Origin of the sequence: Bacillus thuringiensis (assembly GCF_001595725.1) — a bacterium.
GTDB lineage: Bacteria > Bacillota > Bacilli > Bacillales > Bacillaceae_G > Bacillus_A > Bacillus_A thuringiensis_K.
In genome coordinates this window covers 1,907,806-1,926,211 of sequence record NZ_CP014282.1, presented here as the reverse complement: position 1 = coordinate 1,926,211, position 18,406 = coordinate 1,907,806, and the positions used below count along the sequence as shown (strand labels likewise).

Sequence of the window (18,406 nt, the reverse complement as noted above, 5' to 3'; positions counted from 1 at the left end):
AAAAAATAAGCCTGCAATTTACGCAGACTTATTTCACACACTCCTCGAAATGTTCTTGGAACCACTCTTTATTAATATCTCTTCCGATAAAAACTACTTCACTTACTCGCTCTTCGCCCTCTTGCCACTCTCTATCGTACGAAGCAGCAAATAACGTATGTACACCTTGGAAAACGATACGTTTATCTACTCCATCTATCGATAAAATTCCTTTGTAACGATATAAATATTCCCCTAGCTCTTGAACGACAGCTGACATCCACTCATTAAGCTTTTGTAAATCCAGCGGACGTTCTTCACGTAATACAAATGATTTCACACCTTCTAAGTGGTTATGTTCTTTATGAGGGTAAATTTGCAACGTATCTTTCGTTTTAAACGTTTGGATTTGTAATAAAGATGGTATATCTACCTCACAGTTAGTCGCCTCAATTAACTTTGCAGTCGGGTTAATTCCTTGAATTTCATGCAAGAGATTTTCTTTCTCATTCTCTTCAATTAAATCTAATTTATTTACTAAAACGACATCAGCAAACGCAATTTGCTCTTTTGCTTCTAATCCTTTTTCAAAATGTTTATGTATATGATAACTATCTACTACCGTTACAACACCGTTAATTTGGTAAGCAGATTGAATGACTGGATCTAAAAAGAATGTTTGAATAATTGGGCCTGGATTTGCAAGGCCAGTCGTTTCAATTACTAAACCATCAAAATCCATTTTCCCTTCTGCTTTTACGTCCAGTAACTGTTTTAAAGCAACGAGTAAATCTTCACGTACAGTACAGCATAAACAGCCATTTGTCATTTCCATAATTTCTTCTTCCACATTCATAATCAACTGATTATCAATGCCAATTTGCCCTATTTCATTTACAATCACCGCTAATTTCTTACCGTGATTTTCTGATAAAATACGATTTAATAATGTCGTTTTCCCAGATCCAAGAAAACCAGTTAATATTGTTACTGGAATCATTTCGTACATCTCCTTATAGCTATATGTTTCTACATTATAGCATATAGAGAAAATCGTTTTTGTAGCAAAACATATTTATTGTCTCTACACCTAATTAACTATATAATAACATGTAGTAAGAAAGCCTTTTCAAAACATTATTATTCATCAAGGGGGTACTTATAATGGATCGAGTTCAAATGGCTGAAACGCTAGAATTTTCTCGTATTATTCAAGGATTTTGGCGTTTAGCAGAATGGAATATGACGAAACAAGAATTACTTTCTTTCATTGAAGATTGTATGGATATGGGAATTACTACTTTTGATCACGCTGATATTTACGGCGCATATACGTGTGAAGGGTTATTTGGCGAAGCTTTACAATTAAAGCCTTCCTTACGAGAAAACATGCAAATTATTACAAAGTGTGGAATCGCTCCCCCATCACCGAAATTTCCAGAGCGATATGTTGCTCACTACAATACTAGTGCAGAGCATATTATGCAAAGTGTAGAAGCATCACTTAAAAATTTACATACAGATTATATTGACGTATTACTTATTCATCGTCCCGATCCTTTTATGGATCCAAATGAAGTGGCAACAGCATTTTCACAATTAAAACAAGAAGGGAAAGTTCGTCACTTCGGTGTATCTAACTTCTTACCTTCACAATTTAATATGTTAAGTTCGTACTTAGATTTCCCGCTTATTACGAACCAGATTGAAGTTTCTGCATTGCAGCTTGAGCATTTTGAAAAAGGGACAATTGATTTATGCCAAGAAAAACGAATCAATCCAATGATTTGGTCACCTCTTGCTGGTGGGGAGATTTTTACTGGTCAATCAGAACGCGCCGTACGTGTACGTGAAACTGTGCAAAAAGTTGCTACTGAGTTAGGTGTTTCTAGTATCGATACAGTTATGTATGCTTGGTTACTTGCTCATCCAGCTAATATGATGCCTATCGTTGGCTCTGGTAAATTAGATCGCGTAAAAACTGCCGCTCTTGCTACAAAAGTTAACTTAGACCGTCAACAATGGTTTACAATTTTCGAAAGCTCTAATGGACATCCTGTACCATAATGCATAAAAAGAAGAGCTGTTTTCTTACAGCTCTTCTTTTTCATATGTATTTCTAGTCATAGCAAATACACACATATCCCTTAATCCGTTTCCATCTACCGCAACGCTCGCACTTTCTAACGTACCTTCTAACTTAAAGCCTAATTTCTCAGGTATCGCTCTACTCTTCTTATTGAAAGAATCACAACGAATTTCTACACGGTTTGCTTTCAATTCAGAAAAAGCGTAATCCGTTATACCTTTCGCAGCCTCTACCATATAGCCTTTTCCACTAAACCTTGTATCAATCCAATATCCGATTTCAAATTGAGGTATATCCCAATTAATACGATGTAATCCGGCTGAAGCAATAAATTCACCTGTTTCTTTCGAAAATACTAGTAATCTTAAATCTTCACGTTGCAAAAATTGAATATGTGATTTTCTAATACTTTCTTCTACTTCTTGCTCTGTTTGCTCTTTTTGTGCAAACACCATCCAAGGTTTTAGTTCTTGTATTGAAGCCTGAATTGCATCATATACAACTTTACCATCTCCTGGTTTCGGCATTCGAATAAAAAGCCTGTCAGTATAAAATTCAGAAGGAAAATCGAATAATAACGGATTCACTGTAAACACTCCCTATATTTCTTTTATATATAATAATATCCATCTCAAGTTATATAGTAAAGAATTTTCTGAATTGAAAACCTTTTACTCATTCACTTCCACCGCTACACGAATTCCAGATTCAATCGCACCTTGAATCCATCCGTGATATAGCGTTGTATGATCTCCAGCGAAGAATATTCTCCCCTCTGGTTTGACAATCGCTGGTTGCAGCTCAGTTTCTTGACCTGCTTGAAAAAGTGCAAATCCTCCAAGCGCATACGGATCCAATGTCCAGCTTTTTGAAATTCCAGATATGAACTCATCATAGACTTGACCACCTAATATCGTTGCTAAATTGTGTAAGGTGTAATAAATACGATCGCCTTTTGATAAACCATCCCATAACAATGCATCGTAAGACCATGTATAGCTACCTAACATCATAGCAGGTCCTTTTTCTCCAATCCCATGACTTGGATAATAGGCATAACGGATTGGCAAATCTGTTATAATTCTGCCACCTAATTGCCCTTGTTCTTCCCAAAATCTGCTTTTAAATTGAATTCCTATTTTCGTCGCAGGCATGTAATGTAATTCACGAATTGCTTTCCATTTTTCATGAGATATAGAATCAAACGGATCTACTTCTACAAAACGCATTGTCGAAAACGGGATAGTAACAATAACTAAATCTCCTGTAATACTACTATATTCAAAAGTTTCCTCGTTCCGATAGAAAGCTGTCACACCATTATCGTGTTGATGTAACTTCATTAATTTTTGATTATATATAATATTTTCTTCTAATTGCGGTAAAAACGACTTTGGTAATCTATCATTCCCGCCCATAATTTCACAAAATCCGCTCTCCTCTTGCATAATGTATAAAAATCGTAAAGTCTCTACAAACGACCGCTCTAAAAAACCTTCTAAATCTAATAGAACACCGATCATCTCAATTGTTACTGGCGAAAAGTAAGTATTATACTGATAAGGATGATACTTTAAAAATTGTCCAGTAGAGTATCTTCCAAAATCCTTTACTACAACGTCCCAATTTTTTTCTGGGTTCTTTTTTATAAAATTTATAATGGGCTGTACCGCTAACAATAATAATTCCTCTGACGTTTTTCCAACTTCATTCATTTCCACAGGATATCTTAGAATACTTGGATCTTTTTCATATTGTTTTAACGTCGTTTTCCGTCCATTTACGTATATAACATCCGTCTCATTCCTATTAATAAAAGGTCTCACCTGTAGCCCAAATTTTCTTATATATGCCATCGTTAATGTATGCGTATACGGAATTCTCATTGCTCCAACATCTAAATATAATCCGGTATCTTCCATTCTAACCGTTTCTATACGGCCACCTACCCGGTTATTTGCTTCAAAAATTTTCACATCATGTCCTGCAGCCTTTAATAAAGATGCTGAAACTAACCCAGCCATACCAGCTCCCACTACAATAATCTGTTTTGGGCTTATCGTCTTCTTCAATCCTTTATCTATAACTTTTAACGCTTCATCCATTTCAGTGTTATACATTATATCTTTCTGCACAATTCCACCCCTTACTTCATCAAATGGACGTTAGTGGTTTAGTGCATTTTATTCATAAATCCCCATAAACATAACACCATTGCAATTTGAATATTCACTAAAAGTACATAAGAGACAGATCTCACTTTTCTTTATACTTCGTATAATATAGCAACTACAAAGAAGGAGTGGTTAAAAATGAAACATACTTATGACTACGATGCTACAAAAAAACATTTAGAATTAAAGAAACAAAACTTATGTAAAAAACTTAGCAATATGACACTATCTGAAAAAGAACGTGAACAACTAAAACGTGAAATTGACAACTATGAATATATTTTAAATCTAGTCGAAATGAATCATTATGAACGCGGATTTTCTCGTTAAAAGCGGAAATAAGATTATCCGCTTTTCATTTTGAGCATTTCACTACGCATTTTTCATAAGTAAATATATAATAGGATGTACATTAAGATTGAGAGGTATATTCTATGATCAAGTTAAGTGTATTAGACCAATCACCTATTTCAGATGGTAGCACAGCAGCCCAAGCTTTTTCACATACAGTTACGCTTGCACAAGAAGTTGAAAAACTCGGATTCACACGTTTTTGGGTATCCGAACATCATAATTCCGTAAGCTTAGCTGGTTCAAGTCCAGAAATACTTATTTCTCATATTGCCGCAAAAACGGACCGTATTAGAGTCGGTTCAGGTGGTGTTATGTTACCGCATTATAGCCCATATAAAGTTGCTGAGAATTTCCGTGTTCTAGAAGCACTGTATCCAAATCGTATCGATCTCGGTGTTGGTAGAGCCCCTGGTGGTATGCCAATAGCAACTCGCGCACTTCAAGAAGGGAAAATGGTCTCACTTGATCAATATCCAGAACAAATTGCAGACGTTGCAATGTACTTACATGATCAAGTACCAGAAAACCATCACTATGCAAACTTAAGAGCCACTCCAGTTATCCCAACATCTCCTGAAATGTGGATGCTCGGTTCTAGCGGAGAGAGCGCTAAAATTGCTGCAAACAACGGAGCTTCTTTCGCATTTGCACAATTTATTAACGGCTTCGGAGGCCCTGAAGTTATGAGGGCTTACCAAGAACAATATCAGCCTTCATTTTTAGGAGATAAGCCTAATTCAATCGTTGCCATCTTTGTTATATGCGGAGAAACAAATGAAGAAGCGGAAAAAATTGCTTCTAGTTTAGATTTATCAATCTTATTATTAGAGCAAGGAAAACGAACTACTGGTACACCTTCTATTGAAACTGCTCAAAATTATTCATACAGCGCTTATGATTTATTCCGTATAAAAGAAAATCGTCAACGTATGATTGTCGGTGATCCGTCTTCTGTAAAAGAAAAAATAATAAACTTAAGCAAAGCATACAATACTGACGAATTTATGATTGTCACGATTACTCATCAATTCGAACATAAATTAAAGTCTTATCGCTTACTAGCAAATGCTTTTAATTTATAATTCTAAAAAGAGATGCATCACATATGATGCATCTCTTTTTCTTACTACTTATTGTTTTCATTTCCTATATATTCAATAGCTTCTTTTAATAGCTCTTCAAAGTTAATAGGATAATTATGATCTAAGTCAGGCACAACTTTATACTTATGTTCTATATTCTTCTCTCTTAATAGTTGTACGAATTGCTGCGTGGATTCGAAACAGTCTTCATCTTGATCCCCGCATACTATATATCCTTTTATATGTTTATCCTTCAGCACTCTTAGCAACTCATCCCATTCTTCAATCTCAGGAAGCCAGGGTGCCATAAAAACAAAACCATCTACATCTATATCTTTTTGTAAAATCGTATATAAAGCTACTCTTGCCCCTGCAGAAAAACCACCAATTATTACATTTTCTACTGTATGATTTTCTATAAACTTATTGTAATGCTCTTTTAATTCCCCTTTCCCTCTCTCTAGATCACCCCAAACAAATCCATCTGAAAACTGAATTTGTGAAGACTGTGGTAAAGCTAACGTGTAATCTTGTGTCAAAACTGATTTCCAATATGACTCTACTATTTGAATATTTTCTTGGTCACCATGTAATGTAAGTAGTAGATTTCCCTCTTTCTTGCTGTATATATATTTCACGTCTGGTCTTTCCGTTTTATGTGCTAATGCTTCTCTTTCTTTACATAATTGAACCATTGTATGAAATTCTTCAAATTTATGTAGTGATTTTAAATCATCGTCCGAAATTAAATACTCATTTCCATACCAGAATCCCTTTTCTATAATGGCCTCTCTCATTAAATGTAATGCTTCTTTTTCAAGTCCCGATGCACTTGCGAGCGCATACTTAAAATTATATATTTGCGCCTCATTCCCTATTACACCTGTAGCATTTTCCATTATATAATTGTACGCTTCAAAACTTCCTTTATTTGCATAACAACGTAACGTTTCATTTAATAATTGAATGTAAGTCATACTATTTTTCATGTACCAATTCCCCCGAAACCTTTTATAATATTTTTTTGCGAATCTTTATACCACTTTGTATAACCTACTCTAACAATATCTTATTCTCAGAATGATGCTTAATAGTTACTCTTCCCTGTCCAATGCATTTAGTATAAATAAGAATAGACTGAAAAATCAATATTTTAACAGACAAAAAAAGACAACAATATATGTATTGTTGTTTTCATTACGTCTACCCGCTCTTTTGTTTTTTTCTATCTGGTTTACTTGAAACTAAATAATGTTTTTCTGAAATATATAAGTCTCTTTTTAAGCTACGATTTAAGTAAGGTCCTAGTTTCATTCCGCATATGAGGCGATCTTCGCTACCTTCAACAATTGGGAACATTTCTTTTTCTGTTACGTATTGATCTACTGCTTTTTGTACGACATCAATTTCTTTCACTAGGTTTAAATTTTCTTCTGTATGTTCAAATACCTCAAGCGTTTCCTTCGTTATAAGAAAAACATTTGTTGGAAATGCAGGTAAATACGGTTTTAACAGATCATAATTTACTGTATAATCATCATTTACTAATACTGTATAAACGATATTAGCATTCGTTTCTAAAAACTGAGCCATCGCTTGTTCTAACTCATCTTTCGTAATTTCCCGCTCTTCTTTTCCAGTTCTGAAAAAGCGAAACATCGCATCGCCTCCTTTTTACTATATTATAGCATAAAAGAAAACTGAAAAATCATAAAAAAACCCATTGAAATAATTTTTCAATGGGTTTCTATATATTTTTTATCGTTATTTTAAGAATGCACTTAGCATCCATACATGTTGTTCTAATGTTGTATGAATTGCTAACAGCATGTCAGCTGATGTTTCATCGCCAGCTTCACCCGCAACTTCCATACCTTCTTTTAATTCTTGAATAAGTGCAGAATAATCATTCACTAATGTTTGCACCATTTCTTCTGCAGATTCTTTGCTTGTCCCTTCACTGACACTAGATGTTGCGAGATATTCTTTCATTGTCGCTAATGGTTTACCTTCTAAAGCTAAAATACGTTCTGCTAACTCATCAATATACGTTCCAGCCTCATTATAAAACTCTTCAAATTTCTCATGTAATGTAAAGAAGTGTGGCCCTGTCACATACCAGTGATAATTATGTAATTTAACATATAACACATTCCAGTTTGCTACCTGCTTGTTTAATACTTCAACAACATTTGTTTTCGTACTCATACAGTCCACTCCTCTTATCATTTTGTAATGTTTATCTTTTAATAACCTAATTACATTTTACCATACATTCCCTTTCCTTTCGAACAATCGGCTTATATGTAACAAAGTTTTAACACCTTTAATACTTCCCTAATATCATTTAATTCATGTATTTTTTCAAACACTTCATACGTCTAATTGTCCAAGCTCATACATATGCATAATAGTACATCAAGCTCATCATAGTAGAAAGAGGGATAACATGGACAATCAACAATGGCAAGTAGCAAAGAAAGTAGCTGCTACTTATATCGGAACTGTCGTTGGAGCTGGATTTGCTACTGGACGAGAAATTGTTGAATTTTTCACAGTGAATGGATTATACGGGACAATTGGCATATGTGTAAGTGGATTTTTTTTTATTTGGCTCGGCACAAAGATGATGTTACTTTCATCACAAATCGGGGCATTTTCAGCGCAAGAATTTAACAAATATTTATTTGGGGATGTATTTGGGAATGTTGTAAACACATTATTATTACTCGTTTTATTCGGCGTAACGAGCGTTATGTTATCAGGGGCTGGTGCAGTATTTGAAGAGCAACTTCGCTTACCAAGACAACTCGGTATTCTCATTACAGTTATCGCTTGTCTCATTATAAGTAGCCGCGGATTACAAGGTGTTTTTGAAGTAAATACACTTGTCGTACCTATTATGATGATTTTTATTATCGGACTTGCTATTACAACCTTTTTTCACGGTACACCTTCCATTAATAACACTATTCCTGCAGAGAGTTGGAATATGAAATGGATTACTAGCCCTATTACATATGTCGCCTTAAATCTTTCTCTCGCCCAAAGTGTTCTCGTCCCATTAGCCAGTGAAGTAAAGGATCGAAAAGCCATTTTTTGGGGTGGGATTTTAGGTGGTGCTGGACTTTCTTTAATTTTATTATGCAGCCATTTAGCAATCTTATCAGTCGATCAATTTTATCAATATAACATCCCAATGGCTGAAGTCATAAGAAGATTTAATGCAACTTTTCACTTCTTCTTCGTTCTCATTATTTTCGGTGAAGTTTTCACAACTTTAGTTGGTAATGTGTTCGGGATGACAAAACAGATGCAATCTATTACCGGGTGGAAAAATCACAATATTATTTTCTTCATTTTACTAATTAGTTATTGCTTTAGTTACATCGGTTACAGTGACTTACTTCACATTCTATATCCTATCATCGGATGGGTAAGTATTGTTATACTTCCAATCATTGCGTTTAAACAACTTCAAAAAACATAAAAAAGCATCCATGTTATTGGATGCTTTTTTATGTTCATTCACAATCATCACATACTTCCCAGTACGGTCCCATTTCTAATGCTAAATACGGCTTTAACTGCAACCGAATCATTCGACTAGGCATGCGTTCTAAAACAAATTGAATACCTTCTTCATCTTCGTCTAATTCAACTTTTGAAATCACAATTCTTTGTATAGTCGTAATCGGAATTCCATCTTTATATAAAGTGATTTTCACCTCATCGTATTCATTAAAATACAATTCGACACTCATTTGATTTTTCAGTATTTCATCACCAATTTTATATGTATCATTTTGTTCTTGGATTATATATTTCCATCCGCCTCTATCTTCTTTCGGAGCTGTTTGAAATAATGTCTCCAAATCCTCGTATAGCATAAGATAACCCCTCTCTTACTAAAAAACGATGAGTATTTTATATACCCTTTATCTCTATCACTATCCATAGCTATTGTACCATATATCACCGTTCTTACCGTATTCATTTGCTTCATAGATACTTATAAAATAACTAATTCTATCTTCATTATTATGTATATTACCTCATTACTCCATACACTCTTACAAGTTTAAATAACGTCAGACTTTAATCCATGCAAATATTGTCTACTCTCCGCTTTTATTAGCTCACAGCATTCATACTTTTACATATAGTAAGACTACCACAAATAAAAAAGGAGAGTGACTTATACCACTCCCCTTAAAAGAACTTCCCTATAGCTGCTAAAACTAATACGATTATTAAAATTGCAAATAATAATGAGACAATGAAACTAAAAATAGGTAACGCTTTCTTTTCATTCTTCTTAAATAGTAACTTTAAACTAAGAAAAATATTTACCGGTACAAGTATAAAATAAAAATATTTAACAATTTGTACCGAGCTATTCGAAAGTGTTTTTAATATAAACACTTCAATTAGAAAAACAATAAAAAATGAAATACTTAGCCAAAATGAGACGTAACTAAGCCAAGAATGTCTTTTTGTCCCCCAATACACTCCCATAATACTCTCCTTTTATTTGTATTCTATACGTTAATAATTATACACAAAGCTAACAAATACCTCTATTTTTCGACAAACATTATGCAAAATGCCATTTTAAACGTCATAAAGGAAGTCTACATCCCTATTTGATTTTACACAATAAAACAGACTACCCTCTAGTGGCATAATGCTACTAGGGGATAGTCTGTTCTCTATTAAACTTTAAATCTGTCAATTAGTCCTTGTAACTCTTCAGCCATTTGAGATAACGTACCCGCTGCGGATCCAATTTCCTCCATTGAAGCTAGCTGTTCTTCAGCTGAAGCCGCAACATTTTGTGTGCTTGTTGCATTATTTTGTGCTGTCATTGCAATTTGTCCTACCGAAATAGATACTTCATTTGCCCCTTTTGACATTCCATTAGCCGTTTCAACCATCGTCTTAATTTGATTAGCTATTTCATTTGTAGATTGTAAAATTCCAGCAAAGTTTTGCTTCGTTTCATTTGCGATAACAAGTCCAGATTGAACTTCCTCATTTACATGATTCATAGATTTGACTGTCTTACCCATATCATCTTGTATTTCACATATTAATTTACTAATTTCACTAGAAGATACGCTAGACTGCTCTGCCAATTTACGCACTTCATCTGCAACAATTGCGAAACCTCTTCCATGCTCACCGGCTCTTGCTGCTTCAATCGCCGCATTTAGAGCTAGAAGGTTTGTTTGATCTGCAATATTTTGAATTACTTCTAAAATATCACCAATTTGTTTTGATTTATTATTTAGTAATTGTATAACTGCATCTGATTGTGACACAGATTCTGCAATAGACTGCATCTGGTTTACTGTTCTTCCTACTAGTTTCCCACCATCTTCTGCTTTTTCACGAGTATGTGCAGAAGCCGTATTAATAGATGATGAACTATTTGCTACATGCTGAATACCTTCCGTTACATCAAACAGTAACATAGCGCCATTTTCTACGCTTGTTGTTTGCGTCGTTGCCCCACTTGATATTTCATCCATTGCGATTGTGATTTGCTCAGTCGCTTCACTTGCTTGCCTTACACTTGCAGTTAGCTCTTCTGATGCCGCTGCAACATGCCCAGCTGAATCGTTAATTCTTCCGATTAACGTCCGTAACGAATTCGTCATCTCATTAAAGCCTTTAGCAAGTTGGCCGATTTCATCATTAGAATGAATTTCAATTGTTTGCGTTAAATCCCCTTCACTTATTTCTTTAGAGGTAACAACTAATCTCTTTAAAGGCTTCGTAATTGAAAGTGTTACAAAATAAATAAGTGCTCCACCTATTACTAATGAGATAAGCATAACAATTAACATATTATAAAATACAGGTTGAGCAGCTTCAATTACTTCACTTGAGTACATAGTTCCACCAATTTTCCAACCTGTTTTTACATTTGTAGCAAATACCATATTCTTTTCACTACCGCCATAAGAATATGAAAAAGCACCGTGATTATCTTCATAAATTTTCTTTGCCCAAGAATCAGCCGCTTTTTCTCCTGGTTTTTCTTGTGGATGAGCAATTATTTTTTGCTTTCCATCTAAAATGAAGGCATATCCTTTTTTACCAATATTAATTAACTTTGATGTTTTTAATAAATTATCTAAACTTAAATCTAGCGCAACAACCCCATTTTTATCTTCTGTTTGTTTTGCGATTGTTACGACAATATGTCCATTTCCTTTTGCCTTATATGGCTCAGTAACAACAATACCACCTTGTTTTGCAACTGCATCTTTATACCAAGAACGCTCTGTTGGATCATAGTCTGCTGCCATTTGTATATTTGGTTCTTGTACAAATTTTTTATCATTTCCGGCAACATATACTTGTTCAACATCTTTATTTAAATTTATATATTGAGATAACATTTTTCTTAATTCATCCTGATTATCTCCTTGATACATATTCCCCTGAATCACCCGTGCAAAATTATTCACATCATTAAATTTTGCATCAATCATTTGATTGATTAAATTATCCAGTATTTTTATATTGTCGTTGGCACTACTCTTAATTTGCGATTCAAAATTCTTTTTGGCTGTTTGATAAGACATGCCTCCAATAATAGACACAGCCGCAATTAAAATTACAAAGAATGAAATTAATAGCTTTTTTGCTACTTTCATATCACGAAACAAATTTAATAGTTTACCCATTATGAACCTCCTAATTTTCAAATTTAAAAGTTAATTTGAGTTAATTATGAATATTTCCCATTCCCTAATTATTATTTTCATAACCTATTATGGTGAATACTTTGTAAAGTTTAAACAATTAATTTCCCTTTGTCTATATATACGAATAATATTATTATAAAATTTACAAATAGAAAAAACCAAAGGGGCCCTTTGGTTTTTACATTTTTTTATGTTGTTTAGAAATTTTCTTCCATTTATCACGCTCTGCTCTGGCAAGGATTGCATCTTGTTTCCTCATAAAATACGCCAGTTCTCTTTGTAATTTTTTATAGCTTTTCAAACGATCTATCGTAATAAGTCCGTTTTCAATTGCACTATACACCGCGCATCCTGGTTCATTCTCATGCTTACAATCCCGGAAACGACATATTGTCGCAAGTTCTTCAATATCAGAGAATGCTGTTTGAATCGCTTCGCTGCCTTCCCAAAGTTGCAATTCCCTCATGCCAGGCGTATCAATCACGAGAGCGCCACTAGGCAATTGGAATAATTCTCGGTGCGTTGTCGTATGCCTCCCCCTACTATCCTCTTCACGTATATCTCCCGTTTTTGCTACATCAATTCCTATTAAAGCATTTAACAAAGTTGACTTTCCTACCCCTGATGATCCAACTAAAGCAATTGTTTTCCCTGAAGAAACGAATTGTTTCAACGAATCAATACCTGTATGCTCTAAACTATCAACAACGAAAATAGGAACACCAATTGCTATAGCTTCCGTTTCTACAATTTTCTCTTCCACATCATTACATATACTACTCTTTGTTAAAACAATAACTGGCATAGCGCCGCTTTCATACGCTAATAATAAATAACGTTCCATCCTTCTAACATTAAAATCATGATTAAGTGCATTCACTAAAAATAAATAATCTACATTTGCTGCTATAATCTGTTCTTCTGTTCTTGTTCCAGCCTCTTGTCTTGAGAAAGAGCTTCTTCGCTGGAAAATACGATGAATAATCGCTTTCTTTTCATCTTCTATTTTCTTTATATACACCCAATCACCAACTGCTGGATAATCGCTTTTCGTAATCACTTCATGCCGAAACTTCCCAGACAGTTCTGCCATATATTCACCATCATTACAAATAATGCGATATATATGCTTATGCTCAAGTAAAATACGACCTACTTCATAATTTTTCTCTGTAACTTGTTCTTCAAAAAATGAATCCCAGCCGAAAGATTCTAAAATATTTTGATTCAAATAAATATCCTCCCTAGTTTGTATTCAGTGGAAGGATTGCGAATTACCTCATATAATATCGCCCTTTCCATCCACCTTTGTATTTGGTTGATTATTCATATAAGTTATTTTCGCCATAATACATCACCCCGTTCTTATTTTAATTATTCTCATTATATGGAATTCTCCTATAAAAAGCTACATTACTTTACGTAATTTTCAAATAACTTGTTTTTGAGCATTCTAATTTGTCCTCGATGACTAATTTCATCTTCTAGCACATGAAACCATAGATAGTGCTGGTTATATGCTACACCGTTAGGCCACTTTCTTTCTGACATGAGCCACTCATCACCTTGTTCACTTAAATACTTCAGAGATTCTTCTCGAACACTTTGTAGAAGTTGTACATAATACTGTATTTCATGACCACGGATTGCTCTACCCGCTTCCCCTAAATACAGTGCATCTTCCCATATTTCTAATTCTTCTTTTGTAAAGTCACGATCTTGAAATGAAATAAGCTGATGAACTTTTTCAATAGCTGCTATATGCTTTAATAAGGCGCCAATTGAATTTCCGCTGCTTTGCATAATTAAATCTAATTTCTCAACTGATAAATTTTTTACTTCGCCTAATGTTACAGCTCTCGTATGCTCAAGCAGGCTTACTAATTCCCCTATTTTTTTTGTATAACTATCTACGCTTCTTATTCGATAATCTATATTCATATCACGCACCCCTTTCTGCATTCATATTATTGTAAAAATGATTCATATAATAGACTGAAATATATCTAAATTTTCTGTTAAAATTAATTTGAATACAAAATATACCCAAACAAACTTTCTCAATATGCTTATATGAAATATTAAAAGGAATCAATATAAAATAATCGAATCTTATTCACTAAAAGGAGTGGATTCGATGGAAATGTATCAATGGCTAACCGCTGTTCTCGTTGGTGGCATTACCGGCTTCGTTTCCCATCTAATCAATAACCAAGGTAAGTTATTGCTTCCACGCCGTTTGAAAACATTTTTTCATTTTGGATTTTTAACTGATATTTTTACTGGTAGCCTAGCCGCACTTCTTGGGCTCGTTTTATTCGATGTCACCGCAATAAAAGAAATTATAAAAGTATCCATTGTAACTGCTATTTCCGGCCAAACTTTCTTACTACATCAAGCTCTTGGTGGCGAACAGGCTAAAAATACGCAAATTGGGAAAGCTGATGAGAAGATTCAAGAAATTGACAAATTATTGCGACGTTAGTGTATACTTTCTTTTAAAATTATTGTTATAATGAGAAATAAATATTTTCTATTGCGTCGTTTGTCAGGAGAAAGGGTGTTTCGTATGACAAAAAAGAAAATAGAAGATTTCTTAACAAACTCCGAAAAAGAGGAACTGCTAGAAAACTATAAATGTTTACGAGAAGCCCGCACAAAAAGCGAAGCTAACTATTTTGGCGAAGCAGTAAACCATCTATTAAATAAAGCAAAACAACGAATTATTAAAGATGCAGGTATACATGATGAAAATGCTGCAACTGTTCAATCAAAGAGAAAAGCACTGTTTTAGCTACATTAGCTAAAACAGTGCTTTTTATTTAGAATTTTTTTCTTTCCATGCTATATTCTCTCTGCCTTTATCTTTCCATTTTTACAGTTTCAAAAGTCATCTAGACCTAAAGATCAACCTAATAATATTAGCCCACGCAAACCATTTTAATAATAGATAAAATAATTGAACTAGTAATGCTACAAACTAAACAAGTTTATTAAATCGCTTCTTTTAAATCTGAATGCGGATTTGGTCCGTATTGATTGTCATTTTCTTCACTTTCAATGATAAAAAATACAAGTAAAACAACGCTACCAAACGGTACAAAATTTAATAGTTGCCACCATCCCGTTTTCCCAATATCATGTAATCGTCGTGCACCAACCGAAAAGCTTGGTATAATCATTACTAACATAAATAGCAACGCAATAATAGCAACTAACACCTCTGAAAATGATGATAAAAATAACAGTAGCCAAAAAATTACGATATTGGATAAACTAAAAATCCAGTACTCTTTTCGCGTAGCTCTACCACTAAAATTCCCATAATTCTTTAGAGCTTTCAAATACCATTGCATTTAAACCTCTCCCTTTTATCCCTAATAAAATTAAAATATGTAATTATTAACAGATAAGTAGAAATATAACACAACATTTATGTAAAATCCATATCCCCATCTAAATTGCCCTCTATTTAAATAGTTTTTTCCTTCGGCATTTTTCACATTACTTTCACATCCATTTCACAAATATAAGTAGTCCGATATGTTAAACTAAGTATATCCTTTTCCAAGGAACTATATGCCGATATATAAATCCCTATCTTTATAGGGATTTTTATTTTTTGATTCCTCACAACTTTGTTACAATACATTTCTTCTACTATTTCTATACTTTTAGTAACCACTTTAATTAAAAGCACATTCATGTATTCACACTCTTATTAATTCTGATTTGCGAAATATTTATACAAGCTTTATGATACAATTCCTGTTTCACTATTTTCAGTAAGTTTTTCACTTTTTCTAAACAAAAATAAAGCTCCTATATATAGTAACGCAGTAAAACTACCTATAAGTATAAAATTGTGAGATACTGCAAATAACATTCCTGCTATTGCCGCTCCAATCATTTGACCAATATACATAGAAGCATTTGCAAGCGCGGCTCCTGTTCCTCTTGCTATACTAGACATGTTTTGTAAATGTCCCATCATTAATACAAACAAAATTCCTGTCACAAAAAACAAAGCAAAGAACGATAACTCCACCAATACAATGTTCTTTACATGAGGAAGTAATACATATAGCACTGCTGTAAATATAATTCCACCATAGAAAGAAAGGTTATAACCAATTTTATTTACGATTCTAGGACCAAAAATATTACCAGTTAAATTTCCTAATCCTAATACGAGCATAGCTGTACCTACTTCATGAACTTGTAAGCCAAATTGAATGGAAAGCCATACACCAAAAAATGAAAATGCAGCAAAATTTCCGGTTTGAAAAACAAAGTATGCAAAATAAGAAAGTGAAACCTTTGAATCTGTAAGTAATTGTTTATAGCGCTTTAAGATAGCTTTTTTATTTCCACCTATATGAACCGACTGGATTTCTGGTAATACAACATAAATAAGAATGACAAGTAGTGCTGATAATATACCAATGGAATAGAATGGCATTGTATAATGTATCGTTGCTAAATAAGCTCCCAGTGGCAGCCCTAAAATTTGAGAGATTGATAACCCTGCTGTTGCAATCCCAATTGCTTTCACAATTTGCTTTTTCTCTATAAGGAGCGGAATGGATGCCCACACTTGTGGAGATACAAAAGCTGCACTTACACCTGCTAAAAATCTAAATGTTAGCATCCATAAAAAACTCGGTGCAATTCCACACAAAAACGTACTTATTGCAAAAAAACTCATACCTAGTACCATCACTTTTTTTCTGTTTAATCCATCTGATATAGGACCAGCGATAAGTGCAAATCCAGCATACCCTAAAGCATAGGAACTCACCATCCATCCTGACAACTCAGTTGAAACATGATACACCTGTTGTAATGTCGGCAACAGTGGTGAAATTAAGAAAGTATCTGTACCGATCATAAACATTATTGTGAAAAATACAGCTAGTGCTCTGTTCATTTAGACCTTCTCCTTATATAAACAGAGGGTACTCTCCCTCTGTTTCACTAATCTTCTAAAATAGATTGGATTTCTTTCATGACTCTTTCATTCAATACAACGTCTACCGCTTTCACACTTTCTCTTACCTGCTCTGCCCGCTTTCCACCAGGTATAACAGTATCAATTCCTTCTTTATTTAATAACCATGCTAACGCTAAATGAGACACTTCAATATCATTTTCTTTAGCTAGCCCTTTTAACTTTTCCACTTTCTTAAAATTACTCTTATATGTATTTTCTTCAAATAGATTTACATTTTGGCGCCAATCGACTTCGTTCAATTTAAAATCTTCTGTATATTTTCCGCCTAATATTCCAAAAGCAAGAGGCCCATATGGAATAAATGAAATACCCGCTTCTATACAATACGGCAACAGTTCTTCCTCAGCTGTACGTTCTAACATATTGTATGGAGATTGTACAACATCTATATGACCATGTTGATTCGCCTCTTTTAATTGTTCTATGTTTACGTTCGATATTCCAATTGAACGAATTTTCCCTTCTTCTTTTAAATGAGTAAGCTCTCCGATTGAATCTATGTAACTTGTTTCAGGATTTGTAAAGTGTAAATAATATAAATCAATATAATCAGTCTGTAATCTTCTTAAGCTATTTTCCACAGCATTCCTTAAATAACTTGGTTCATTGTTAATATAAGTTTCTCCATTTAACAACGGTTGAATTCCACCTTTTGTAGCAAGTATAAACTCATGACGTTTTCCCTTTAATACTTCTCCTACTAATTCCTCTGATCTACCGAAACCATATGAATCTGCTGTATCAAAAAATGTAATCCCTTGCTGAATAGCTTCTTCTACTAATCGCTTTCCTTCTTCTTCATTCACATCAGCATATAAATTATGTCCCCCTACTGCATTTGTACCTAAACCCAACTTTGAAATATTTAATCCTGCCTTTTGCAATTTTGTATACTTCATTTTTTCTCCCCCTATATTTCTATTGTTCGAATATATTCGAATAATAGAAATATAGCACTTTATATGTTATAGTGCAAATATCTTAACTTATACAAG

General features: G+C 33.8%; 21 protein-coding genes and 1 pseudogene. 6 read left to right on the top strand and 16 right to left on the bottom strand.

Annotated features, from left to right (window positions below; translation table 11 throughout):
* Nucleotides 1–28: 28 nt before the first annotated feature.
* Nucleotides 29–979, bottom strand: a complete 951-nt coding sequence (locus AXW78_RS09835) for a CobW family GTP-binding protein (protein ID WP_000613422.1) — start codon at nt 977–979, stop codon at nt 29–31.
* A gap of 164 nt (nt 980–1,143) precedes the next feature.
* Here AXW78_RS09835 and AXW78_RS09830 point away from each other — a divergent pair, with 164 nt between their 5' ends.
* A complete protein-coding gene (locus AXW78_RS09830; RefSeq protein ID WP_000376359.1) occupies nt 1,144–2,046 on the top strand; it encodes an aldo/keto reductase in 903 nt (300 codons plus the stop codon).
* Nucleotides 2,047–2,070: 24 nt separating this feature from the next.
* Here the strand turns inward: AXW78_RS09830 and AXW78_RS09825 are convergent, their stop codons facing one another.
* Entirely contained in the window at nt 2,071–2,655 is a 585-nt protein-coding gene (locus tag AXW78_RS09825) for a GNAT family N-acetyltransferase (protein WP_001068749.1), read from the bottom strand.
* 84 nt (nt 2,656–2,739) lie between these two features.
* A complete protein-coding gene (locus tag AXW78_RS09820) occupies nt 2,740–4,203 on the bottom strand; it encodes a flavin monoamine oxidase family protein (protein WP_001168124.1) in 1,464 nt (487 codons plus the stop codon).
* A 177-nt stretch (nt 4,204–4,380) separates the two neighbouring features.
* On the opposite strand from AXW78_RS09820, the gene AXW78_RS09815 reads away from it, so the two are divergent.
* Together AXW78_RS09815 and AXW78_RS09810 are read left to right on the top strand one after the other, a co-directional pair.
* Nucleotides 4,381–4,572: a DUF3896 family protein gene (locus AXW78_RS09815; RefSeq protein WP_000683359.1), complete on the top strand. Its 192-nt coding sequence runs from the start codon at nt 4,381–4,383 to the stop codon at nt 4,570–4,572.
* A 104-nt stretch (nt 4,573–4,676) separates the two neighbouring features.
* Nucleotides 4,677–5,678 carry an LLM class flavin-dependent oxidoreductase gene (locus tag AXW78_RS09810; RefSeq protein WP_000594046.1) on the top strand — a complete coding sequence of 334 codons (1,002 nt, stop codon included), beginning with the start codon at nt 4,677–4,679 and terminating at the stop codon, nt 5,676–5,678.
* Nucleotides 5,679–5,722: 44 nt separating this feature from the next.
* Here AXW78_RS09810 and AXW78_RS09805 read toward each other — a convergent pair whose 3' ends face one another.
* From AXW78_RS09805 to AXW78_RS09795, 3 genes are all read right to left on the bottom strand, one after another.
* Nucleotides 5,723–6,667 carry an alpha/beta hydrolase gene (locus AXW78_RS09805; RefSeq protein ID WP_000798310.1) on the bottom strand — a complete coding sequence of 315 codons (945 nt, stop codon included), beginning with the start codon at nt 6,665–6,667 and terminating at the stop codon, nt 5,723–5,725.
* 214 nt (nt 6,668–6,881) lie between these two features.
* Nucleotides 6,882–7,337, bottom strand: a complete 456-nt coding sequence (locus tag AXW78_RS09800) for a DUF3939 domain-containing protein (RefSeq protein ID WP_000488208.1) — start codon at nt 7,335–7,337, stop codon at nt 6,882–6,884.
* A 105-nt stretch (nt 7,338–7,442) separates the two neighbouring features.
* A complete protein-coding gene (locus AXW78_RS09795; RefSeq protein ID WP_000105199.1) occupies nt 7,443–7,886 on the bottom strand; it encodes a Dps family protein in 444 nt (147 codons plus the stop codon).
* 241 nt (nt 7,887–8,127) lie between these two features.
* Between AXW78_RS09795 and AXW78_RS09790 the strand changes: the two genes are divergently transcribed.
* On the top strand, nt 8,128–9,168 hold the full coding sequence (locus AXW78_RS09790) for a YkvI family membrane protein (RefSeq protein WP_000370207.1): 1,041 nt from the start codon (nt 8,128–8,130) through the stop codon (nt 9,166–9,168).
* 34 nt (nt 9,169–9,202) lie between these two features.
* On the opposite strand, the gene AXW78_RS09785 is transcribed toward AXW78_RS09790, so the two are convergent.
* The 6 genes and pseudogenes from AXW78_RS09785 to AXW78_RS09765 all read right to left on the bottom strand — a co-directional run bounded on the left by AXW78_RS09785 (nt 9,203) and on the right by AXW78_RS09765 (nt 14,338).
* Nucleotides 9,203–9,568, bottom strand: coding sequence for a DUF3979 family protein (locus AXW78_RS09785; RefSeq protein ID WP_000965062.1), 366 nt, complete (start codon nt 9,566–9,568; stop codon nt 9,203–9,205).
* 322 nt (nt 9,569–9,890) lie between these two features.
* Entirely contained in the window at nt 9,891–10,196 is a 306-nt protein-coding gene (locus AXW78_RS09780; RefSeq protein WP_000539571.1) for a hypothetical protein, read from the bottom strand.
* A gap of 197 nt (nt 10,197–10,393) precedes the next feature.
* On the bottom strand, nt 10,394–11,212 hold the full coding sequence (locus tag AXW78_RS35685) for a methyl-accepting chemotaxis protein (protein ID WP_431522274.1): 819 nt from the start codon (nt 11,210–11,212) through the stop codon (nt 10,394–10,396).
* A gap of 123 nt (nt 11,213–11,335) precedes the next feature.
* Nucleotides 11,336–12,274, bottom strand: a pseudogene (locus AXW78_RS35680) (HAMP domain-containing protein); the annotation flags it as partial.
* A gap of 301 nt (nt 12,275–12,575) precedes the next feature.
* Entirely contained in the window at nt 12,576–13,628 is a 1,053-nt protein-coding gene (rsgA, locus tag AXW78_RS09770; RefSeq protein ID WP_061884081.1) for a ribosome small subunit-dependent GTPase A, read from the bottom strand.
* 182 nt (nt 13,629–13,810) lie between these two features.
* Nucleotides 13,811–14,338 carry a DinB family protein gene (locus tag AXW78_RS09765; protein ID WP_001019121.1) on the bottom strand — a complete coding sequence of 176 codons (528 nt, stop codon included), beginning with the start codon at nt 14,336–14,338 and terminating at the stop codon, nt 13,811–13,813.
* A 196-nt stretch (nt 14,339–14,534) separates the two neighbouring features.
* Between AXW78_RS09765 and AXW78_RS09760 the strand changes: the two genes are divergently transcribed.
* Nucleotides 14,535–14,882 carry a DUF4257 domain-containing protein gene (locus AXW78_RS09760; protein ID WP_000426317.1) on the top strand — a complete coding sequence of 116 codons (348 nt, stop codon included), beginning with the start codon at nt 14,535–14,537 and terminating at the stop codon, nt 14,880–14,882.
* An 84-nt stretch (nt 14,883–14,966) separates the two neighbouring features.
* Nucleotides 14,967–15,191, top strand: coding sequence for a hypothetical protein (locus AXW78_RS09755; RefSeq protein WP_000162602.1), 225 nt, complete (start codon nt 14,967–14,969; stop codon nt 15,189–15,191).
* A gap of 199 nt (nt 15,192–15,390) precedes the next feature.
* Here AXW78_RS09755 and AXW78_RS09750 read toward each other — a convergent pair whose 3' ends face one another.
* The 4 genes from AXW78_RS09750 to AXW78_RS09735 all read right to left on the bottom strand — a co-directional run bounded on the left by AXW78_RS09750 (nt 15,391) and on the right by AXW78_RS09735 (nt 18,310).
* Entirely contained in the window at nt 15,391–15,753 is a 363-nt protein-coding gene (locus AXW78_RS09750) for a DUF805 domain-containing protein (RefSeq protein WP_001198796.1), read from the bottom strand.
* A gap of 143 nt (nt 15,754–15,896) precedes the next feature.
* Nucleotides 15,897–16,103 (bottom strand): hypothetical protein, encoded by a 207-nt coding sequence (locus tag AXW78_RS35475; protein WP_061884080.1) that lies wholly within the window; start codon nt 16,101–16,103, stop codon nt 15,897–15,899.
* 48 nt (nt 16,104–16,151) lie between these two features.
* The gene (locus AXW78_RS09740; protein ID WP_001077918.1) at nt 16,152–17,327 is read right to left on the bottom strand and encodes an MFS transporter; all 1,176 of its coding nucleotides are present in this window, start codon (nt 17,325–17,327) and stop codon (nt 16,152–16,154) included.
* Nucleotides 17,328–17,374: 47 nt separating this feature from the next.
* Nucleotides 17,375–18,310, bottom strand: coding sequence for an aldo/keto reductase (locus AXW78_RS09735; RefSeq protein ID WP_000877961.1), 936 nt, complete (start codon nt 18,308–18,310; stop codon nt 17,375–17,377).
* Between the last annotated feature and the right edge of the window lie 96 nt (nt 18,311–18,406).